The organism is Sphingobium sp. (assembly GCF_049304695.1).
Classification (GTDB): Bacteria; Pseudomonadota; Alphaproteobacteria; order Sphingomonadales; family Sphingomonadaceae; genus Sphingobium.
Genome location: NZ_JBAQOK010000024.1, coordinates 1 through 8,314 on the forward strand (window position 1 = coordinate 1; position 8,314 = coordinate 8,314).

Annotated in this window: 7 protein-coding genes and 1 pseudogene; 4 read left to right on the forward strand and 4 right to left on the reverse strand. The window is 59.6% G+C overall.

Annotated elements, in window-relative coordinates; translation table 11 throughout:
• Positions 1-272: 272 nt before the first annotated feature.
• From WA070_RS03280 to WA070_RS03295, 4 genes are all read right to left on the reverse strand, one after another.
• Entirely contained in the window at positions 273-428 is a 156-nt protein-coding gene (locus WA070_RS03280; protein WP_422632740.1) for a hypothetical protein, read from the reverse strand.
• A gap of 45 nt (positions 429-473) precedes the next feature.
• Positions 474-1,037: a hypothetical protein gene (locus WA070_RS03285; protein WP_422632741.1), complete on the reverse strand. Its 564-nt coding sequence runs from the start codon at positions 1,035-1,037 to the stop codon at positions 474-476.
• Between the two features lie 61 nt (positions 1,038-1,098).
• Positions 1,099-2,073: a ParB/RepB/Spo0J family partition protein gene (locus tag WA070_RS03290; protein ID WP_422632742.1), complete on the reverse strand. Its 975-nt coding sequence runs from the start codon at positions 2,071-2,073 to the stop codon at positions 1,099-1,101.
• A gap of 251 nt (positions 2,074-2,324) precedes the next feature.
• Positions 2,325-3,527: an AAA family ATPase gene (locus WA070_RS03295; RefSeq protein WP_041380274.1), complete on the reverse strand. Its 1,203-nt coding sequence runs from the start codon at positions 3,525-3,527 to the stop codon at positions 2,325-2,327.
• A gap of 548 nt (positions 3,528-4,075) precedes the next feature.
• On the opposite strand from WA070_RS03295, the gene WA070_RS03300 reads away from it, so the two are divergent.
• The 4 genes and pseudogenes from WA070_RS03300 to WA070_RS03315 all read left to right on the forward strand — a co-directional run.
• Complete coding sequence (locus tag WA070_RS03300) at positions 4,076-5,380, forward strand: replication protein RepA (protein ID WP_340266551.1); 1,305 nt, start codon at positions 4,076-4,078, stop codon at positions 5,378-5,380.
• A 402-nt stretch (positions 5,381-5,782) separates the two neighbouring features.
• Positions 5,783-6,103: a single-stranded DNA-binding protein gene (locus WA070_RS03305; protein WP_021243468.1), complete on the forward strand. Its 321-nt coding sequence runs from the start codon at positions 5,783-5,785 to the stop codon at positions 6,101-6,103.
• A gap of 81 nt (positions 6,104-6,184) precedes the next feature.
• The gene (locus tag WA070_RS03310; protein WP_422632743.1) at positions 6,185-7,084 is read left to right on the forward strand and encodes a DUF7146 domain-containing protein; all 900 of its coding nucleotides are present in this window, start codon (positions 6,185-6,187) and stop codon (positions 7,082-7,084) included.
• A gap of 69 nt (positions 7,085-7,153) precedes the next feature.
• Positions 7,154-8,314, forward strand: a pseudogene (locus WA070_RS03315) (methylase); the annotation flags it as partial.

An 8,314-nucleotide genomic window follows, 5' to 3' on the forward strand; every position in this document is an offset into this window, starting at 1 on the left:
TAGCTTATTTTGTCGAACACCGCGACGTGTATATTGCCCTAGACAGAATTACTCGCAGAGCATCCGATGTAATATATTGATATTACATGATATTATTGAAATGTAGCCTATTTTGTCGGCTGACACCTGTCGCGAATGCATGGCGCCAACGCTCGGTTTGGACAGGCTATGCGGCCTCGCTTCGGGGCCAAAGCGCAGAAATCGAAGAAATTGACATTTTTGCTCGCGAATGCGGTGTCTCTATCCCTGGTCGGATCAGTCCGCCGTCCATTTCAGAAGACGCTGGCGACCTGTCGCGGTGGCAGGCCGATCTGAAGGATCGCTCCATTCACCACTGGCGAGATGACGTAGCCTATTCGACAGCCACGCCGGACGATTGGCGCAACCGCCCTGCCCTCCTGCGTGCGCTCGAGATGCTCGGTCGCCATGCTCGCGCGGACCGATCAATCACAAGTTGGCTGAACTTGCCCCGGCTACTTCATTCGATGGAGGTAACGGCCACTCCCCTCCCCTGCCTCGCCATTGCTGACAAAGCGCTTCGACTGACGCCGCGGGACAGTGAGGCCATCGTCGCGCGCTTTCTTCGCCAGATTGCCGAGGCCGCGGCAACGGGCCTCCAACGGCTCGATGCCATGGAGGAACATCGCCTTCGCGCCGCGGCCGTAGCGGGCAACACCCTTCGCCCCGGCAAGCTTTTCCCGCTTCTCGCGTTCTTGCAGCTTCGACCGGTTACGAGTCCGCGAGTTGTGGCTCGGCAGCTCGAGTTGAGCATATCTGGAGCGGGGAAACTTCTGGCACGCACCGCCGATGCCGGGTTGCTGGTGGAAATCAGCGGACGGCAAGCTTGGAGGACTTATCTCGTCACTGACCTTGCAGTAGCATTCGGCTTCGCGCGCCGTCCCGTCGGTCGACCGGTGGAGCCTCCCAAAGTGAGCGAGGCGCTCGATCCGTCTCTGTCCCGCTTTGATGCCGAGATGGCTGAGCTCGACGCCATGCTCGCCCGCCTCGGCGTAGTTTCGCACGTCGGCGATGAGCAAACGTAGCCAATCTCCCCGAAGCGCGGCATGCTCCCAGCCCCATCGGTCTCGTTCGACCCAGTCAGAGAAGGCCTTCAATGGCCTTGAGCACTTCGGCGGGACTCGCACCGGACTTGGCAGGCACCTTGATCGTGAGGCCCCCTCCCCTCGCCTTCGTGTAGCGTAAGATCACCTTACCCCCCTTCCCCATCACTTCCTTCTCGCCGGCGGGCTTTGGGAGGGGTGCCACCGTGGCTTTGACCAGACGCTTCGCGACTTCAGGCCCGCTTAGATTCAAGCCCTCGCCCGAGCGCTGCTCCGCGATCCGATCGGCCTCGTCTCGCATCTTGACAAAGGCTTGGGGATCGCCGGCGAGGGGCTTGATGTCCCGCGCGACCCGGACCGTGATGTCGTGCGTGTCCGAAAATGCTTTGACCAGTTCCTCCGGCAAACGAGCGACGTCGAGCATGCGGCTGAGCCAAGACTTAGACAGGTTGAGATGCTCGGCCATCTGCGATTGCGACCCGTCATAAAACTCGGCTAGCGCGACGCTGTATTCCTTTGCGCGCTCCCAATCTGAGATGTCCTTGCGCGACCGGTTCTCGACGTCGGAGACGCGAAACGCTTCCTCATCGGTGACGTTCTGAATCGTGATCAGATAGTCATATTCGGGATGGTGATGGTCGCGCAGCCACCGCACTGTCCACCAGCGTCGGACCCCGGCGATGATCTCATATTCGTGGTCGGGATCATCCTTGAGGCGGCGAACGATCGCCGGGATTCTCTGCTTCTTGGCGGACAGGAATGAGTCGATCAGGTCGCGGCAACTGTCCTCGGTCAAATGGTCCAGATCGCGGTTGTGCATCCGCCACGGGCGGCATTTCGCGGGATCAATCCACTCGGTCCTGTCTGCCACAGACTTCCCGGTCGCCAAGCGTGCAAGGGTCTGGCTACGGCTTGCCATGATGCCTTCGGCCGGCGCCGATTTGTCGAGCGATTCCTCGTCGTCGAGTCCCTCCGTGAACATGGCGCCGAAGCCCTTGTTACCCTTGCTCATAGGCTCGCTCCTTCTTGGATTTGCGCCGGCATCAGACCATCCAAAATGCAGGAGTTGCCACGTGGCAACTCACCGGACGCTGGCCCGTTACAACGGGAAATATCTGATCGGCGGCGTTGCATCTCTGATGTCTCAATATCTTGTTTTTATTTGATTTAGTTCTCGGTTGCCACGTGGCAACCAACATTCGCGCAAGGGCCACATCGGCACTCTGATGGCTTTCTCTGATGCACCGTTGCCACGTGGCAACTTCAGACTTGGTCCCCTGCCCTGCTGGCCCAAGTCCGCAGAACATCTTGTTCGATGTCGCGGCAAACCTCGTTCAAGTGCTTCATGCACCGGTTATAAACCTCGTGCGAGGTCACTGGTTTTTCGAGTTCAAACACCGTCTTCATCCGCGAGCTCGCATTGTCGATCTCCGCGCTGGTGACCATCACCGACTGCGTCATCGAGCCGCCGAAAACCTGCCGCATCATCGACAGGATTTCCCGATGCATCGACTTAGTCTCATCCACTCGGCTGCCCACCAGTCTAATGAAATTATAGGCGGGACGCCCCCGCCCCGCGAGCTTCTCAAGCTGCTTCATAGTCGTGCGGGTCATATCAATGAAGGAGACTGTCGATGCGAAATCGACGAGGCTGGGCGGCACCGGGATGACCATCGAATTCGCAGCCTGCAGCACGGCCATCGACACCATGCCGAGCGCGGGTGGCGGGTCCATGATCACGATGTCGTAGTCGTCGACCACCGTATCGATCGCTTCAGCAATCAAATCGATAATTTCCATGTTTTGGTTCTTCGCCATGTAACCGGCGATTTCATATTCCAGATTGTAAAGCCTCAGGTTCGACGGAATGAGGTCGAGGCCGTGGAAGTGTGTCTTGCGGATGATCTTGCGCACGCCGAGCAGCTCGGGGTTATGGAAGTGCCCGTAGAGCGTGTCTTCCTCCTCAAGATCGACGTCGGGCCGGTACCCGAACATCATCGTCGAGGACGCTTGGCTATCGCAGTCGATGAAGAGCACCCGATAGCCATTGATCGCAAAGTGCTGCGCCAGATGCAGCGCAATCGTGGATTTTCCGACACCACCTTTAAAGTTGCACACCGAGATGATCGCCGGCGTGTCGGTCGGCTCCCTCCAGGGGCGGGTGCCGAATACCTCACGCATATGGTCAAGTTCTTCCAAGGTATATTGCACCCTGTGGCCGGAGGCGGTGCGATCACGGCTAGGCAAGCGTCCGTCGCGCTCAGCTTCTCTGATCGCCGAGGCGGTGCGGCCGACGAGCGCCGCAGCTTTCGAGATCGGAAAAGTTGGGCCGCGTTTGCTGCCGGTCTCGGGATCGACCGCGCTGTCGCGAATCCGTTTAAGGATCGTTAGCGCTTTTCGATGCAGGACGTCCAAGCCGCCCTCGATCAGGTCTTCCGGTTGAGCTAAGGTTGCATCAGTGGCCATAGGGGTCCGCTTCTGTGGGTTTGATGAGCCTCAATAGCCGCGTTGGCAGTTTTGATCAACGAATTGGCCATCAAACTTGCAAGTTGACCGATGATCTCCGAGCCGTTGGCCGATTTGCTAGCGCAGCGGCCAACGCAAAGGGTGCCGCGACCGATGATCTCGGAGCGCTTCTGACTGGCGGCGTTGTTCGGTGCCAAAAAACGATGCATCGCAACCGACCTGTGGATAACTACCGATGATCTCGGTACTTTCCGATGATGTCGGTGCGAGAAATAGATGATGTCGGTGCGGCTCGACCGATGATCTCGGAGCCCATACCTATACTTAGAATCAACCTATAAAAATCCGATTCGCGAATCGCTTTGATTTTCAGATTTTGAAGAGCGAGGAGTAAGCAGAAGGCGAAAACGGCACCGACATCATCGGTAAGTTTGCAAGTCTCGGGCCCTATTTCCCGTCTAAACTGCCAACGGGGTTGATTTACCTCACCAAACCTGTTGAAACCTGCCTATCACAGCCCCCGGCAGATTCGGGGGGAAGGGCAGACCATGAATGGAGATCAGCATAAGCCGCTAGGGCACCAGTACGCATTAGCCATGCTCACCGGCGGAGAAGAAGGCGTGCGTAAGCTCGCCACTTCCGCTGGCACCCAGCTAACAATCGACGCCTTTCTCCGCGTTCAGGACGAGGAGCCTGTACCAGCGTTCCTCCATTCCGCGCTTTGCGCAATGTCGCTGCCAACGAAGCGGCCCAAGGACGACACCCAGCCGATCGTTCGGGAAGACGGCAAATACGCGCTCGCTATCAATCCGAGGCCCGTGCTCCAAAACATTGATGGCAAGTCGGTCATGCGCAGCCTCGGCGTACCCTATGGCGCTTATCCTCGCGTCGCCTTGATCTACCTCTTGTCGCAAGCGGTCATGAAGCAGTCGCGCGACGTTTATCTCGGCAGAAACTTCACCGAATGGATGCGTCGCCTGGGCTACCAAACCGTATCATATGGTCCACGCGGTACGGCAAACCTCATGCGGGAGCAGGTCGATCGGCTGCTGGCGTGCGAATGGCAGATCCGCTGGGACGGGACCGAAGCCGACGGTAATGCTTTTGCGGTGCGGGACGTCAAAATCTCCAACGAATATGCCGGGTCACTCGACAAGAATGGCTCTTTTGCGCGCGAAATCCGCATGTCGGAAGCGTTCTACAGCCATCTCATCGATCACGCGGTCCCGCTGAACGAGGTCGCGATCCGGGAGCTCAAGGGCACGCCGACGGCGCTAGACCTTTACACCTATCTTGCCTACCGTTTGCCGCGGATTGGGTCCGACAAGGGCCAGGTGATTTCGTGGGACCAGCTCGCCAAACATCTCGGCAACGAGGCTGACAGCAAACGCTTTCGCCAAACCGTTCGTGAGACGATGCAGATCGTATCGGCGGTGTACCCGAATGCAAACGTTGACCTATCGGGTCGGAAAGTAGTTCTACACCCGTCGCCAGCGCCGATGGAACGCAAGCTCGTGGGACCCCACCTACGGCTGATCGGCGCTGCGGCTGATGAAACGGCACCGAGATCATCGGTCAAGGGCCGTCGCGAGCCTGCAGTAGCCGCTGCAAAGGACGCTGAACCTCTGCTCAGATTCCCATCGGGGTCTCTCAGTTTTGGCACTCGCGAATCAGTGTTCCGAGAGATCGGCCTCACAAAGGGAAAACCGTGGTCCGTCGATACGATGGCCGATGCGTTCCGCGCCGGATTTCCCGATATTAAGAGACCGCGTTCAGAAAAGGAGTGGCTTCGCGTCTGGGACGCTTTCGTCGTACGGTACGCTGAGCGGAGGGCGAGTCGGCCTGACGACTGACCGATGATCTCCGAGCCGTTCACGTTGAAAATGCTCTTGGACGATTCTGTCTCATTTATCGGCAGGAGGAAAAAGGGGAGGGGACTGAACACCTGAGCATGAGGTGAATTCGGTCGCTCCCTACTGTCAGCGAATTCAGCGTAAGCCATTGTTTTATTGGCACTAAAGTGTCGGCGTCACGCGGACAATCCTCCAAAGCGCATCGTGCAGCTTGGGGTAGCATCAAGAGTTGGCTCTGAGATCTGCCTTCCCCCTATCCAGGGGGATACCGTGCATATCACCTTTCGAGATAGCATGCGTGTCTCGCTCGCAGCTAGGATCCACTTTGCGACCAAAGGCTCGGCGCAACAGCAGCGGGATCACCGCTTTGCCGTAGACAGGTAGACCCAGTGAGGAGCTCGCATGATCAATTTTGCCAAATTCGAGATCATCGGACGGATCGGTGAGATCGACGCCAAGCCTAAGGTCACGAACATCTCGGTATGCGCGAACTATCGCCGCCGCGGAGAGGGCGACCAGTGGATCGAGGACAGCTACTGGAACCGCGTCGTCATTTTCAGCGACGGCCAGCGCAAATATATCGATGAGAAGGCCCAGGTTGGCGATCTAGTGCGGATCGCCGGACGGCTCCGAGACACATCCTACGAGCGCGACGGCACCACCCACTACACGACCGACCGGATCGTCGAAGAATTCGGTGTGCTCGCGGCGAAGGCGGCATAGGCCGTAGGAGGCAGCGCCGATCGGGCAAGAGGGGAGGGGGCATGCGCGAGCGAACCTAAATTTTCGATAGGAGTTTCGCTTATGCCAGCCACCATCGACGCGGCGGTTCGCGCCAAGCAGATCGTTGAGAGCCTGGGCGGACGCTGGTCTGGATCGCGCGGAGAGTGCCGTTGCCCCGCCCATGACGATCATTCCCCCAGTCTTTCGGTCCGCCTCGGCACCAAGGCGATCCTGTTCAAATGCTTTGCGGGATGCACATCGACCGAGATCCTCAAGGCTCTCGATCGTCAGGGTTTGCACGATCGAGAGCCGGTCCATGTCGAACCGCGCGCGCCGTCACGCGATCTGAGTGGTTTGGCCAGGTCATTATGGCAGCACAGCATCCCCATCGCCGGAACACTGGCTGAAGCCTATCTTCACGCTCGGGGCCTTAATGCCCCGACCCCCGACCTTCGCTTCAATCCGCAAACGATCATAGGGAAGGGGAAGGATCGGCGCAGCCTTCCCGCAATGATCGCCGCAGTGAGAAATGAGCTGGGCCTGGTCGCGGTCCACCGGACTTTTCTTGATCCCACAGACATTTTGCGGCGGCCCTTCCACAAGCCCAAGCTGGCGCTGGGCCTGCTCGGCTCGGGCAGCGTGCGGTTTGGTGAGCCGGATGACGTTCTGGGCATCGCCGAAGGGATCGAAGATGCCCTGTCCGCCATCGATTGGTTCCAACTGCCGGTTTGGGCCGTGCTTGGTGCCGAGCGCTATGCCCATGTCGGCATACCGTCCCATGTGAAGCGCGTCATAGTTTTCGGTCAGCGCAACAAGGCGGCCAAAATCTGCCTGAAGAGGGCAGGGGAGCATCTCAGCGCCAACGGGCGAAGGGTCGAGGAGTGGCTCCCATCCGAGCATGACGACTGGAACGATGCTCTGCGCGATCGGCTTGCCCGCAACGCCATTCCTCGCAACGTGATCCAACTCCACTCCCACTGACGAGAGGAGAGGAGGCCTCCGGCTTGTTGATCCGGTGATGAGCACCGGACGATGCAATGGAGGCCTACAATGCGCACCTCAGCCGCTGCTTTCGAACTCGATTTTACCGAACCATCCATTACCGCCGCAAACGCGGTCTATGCCGAGCTGCGCAAAGGCGACAGCGTGGACCGACATGGCCTGCTCCAGGCGATGGAAGCCGCGTATGGTTCAACTGCCGCTGACGGGCGTTGGTCACTCCGCGATGCCTATGATGTGCTGGAGCTGGCCCAGGTCCTGCACCTCGCCAAGCTCGACCTGCCGCAAGAGCCCGCCGAGTGCCTGGCGGCCCTGACCGCGCTCACCGCATCCCTCCCGACGCATACTGTGCGCAGCGAAGAGCAGATCGCGCTCCAGCAATTTTCGACACCGGCCGCGATTGGCTACCTTGCCGCACTCGCCGTCCGCATCACCACAGCCGATACCGTCCTGGAGCCCTCCGCCGGCACCGGGCTTCTGGCCGTTTTCGCCGCGCGCGCTGGCGCCAAACTTGTCCTCAACGAGATCGATCCCGCGCGCGCTGACATGCTCCAGGCAGCATTCCCCACCGCACCGGTCAATCGCCACGATGGCGAACTCATCAACGATCTGCTGCCGCTGTCGATCCGCCCGACCGCCGTGCTCATCAACCCTCCCTTCTCTCGCAGCATCGGTCGACATGCCGACCCGCTTGCCGCGTTCCGCCACTTGCGCTCCGCTCTGAAACGGCTTGATGCCGAGGGGCGCTGCGCTGCTATCCTTCCCGATCGCGTGGATACATCGAGCCGCGCCTGGGCGAAGGCGACTGAGGGCTGTGCGATCACGCTCCACGTCGAACTGCCCGCCAATGCCTATGCCAAACATGGCACCAGCCAGACCGTGAAGCTCATCGTTCTGGAAAAAGCTTTTCAGGATGACGTCGCAATCGTTCGGTGCAACTCACTCCCCGAAGCGCTTGCGACGATCATCGCTTCTGCCGCCAGCGTTACGGAAACCCCGCGACGCTCCCCAGCACGCCTTGCACCAACCCGTGCGCGCGCATCCCTGCTCGGCGGTCTCTCGAGCAGACCCCGGCTTTCGACCCCGATCGGCAAGGCCGCCCAGTCTCTCACCGCACTCGATATCGGCTACACCGTCTTTGCTGAACCCGTGCCGACCGGTGAGGCGGTGGGGGTGTACCTGCCGTATCGGCCAAGCCGCATCGCCATTCCC

Excerpts from the sequence above, each read along its gene's own strand:
- WA070_RS03300 (WP_340266551.1), top strand. The coding sequence starts at position 4,076 with ATGAATGGAGATCAGCATAAGCCGCTAGGGCACCAGTACGCATTAGCC.
- WA070_RS03295 (WP_041380274.1), bottom strand. The coding sequence starts at position 3,527 with ATGGCCACTGATGCAACCTTAGCTCAACCGGAAGACCTGATCGAGGGC.
- WA070_RS03290 (WP_422632742.1), bottom strand. The coding sequence starts at position 2,073 with ATGAGCAAGGGTAACAAGGGCTTCGGCGCCATGTTCACGGAGGGACTC.
- WA070_RS03280 (WP_422632740.1), bottom strand. The coding sequence starts at position 428 with ATGGCGACCGAGCATCTCGAGCGCACGCAGGAGGGCAGGGCGGTTGCG.
- WA070_RS03305 (WP_021243468.1), top strand. The coding sequence starts at position 5,783 with ATGATCAATTTTGCCAAATTCGAGATCATCGGACGGATCGGTGAGATC.
- WA070_RS03310 (WP_422632743.1), top strand. The coding sequence starts at position 6,185 with ATGCCAGCCACCATCGACGCGGCGGTTCGCGCCAAGCAGATCGTTGAG.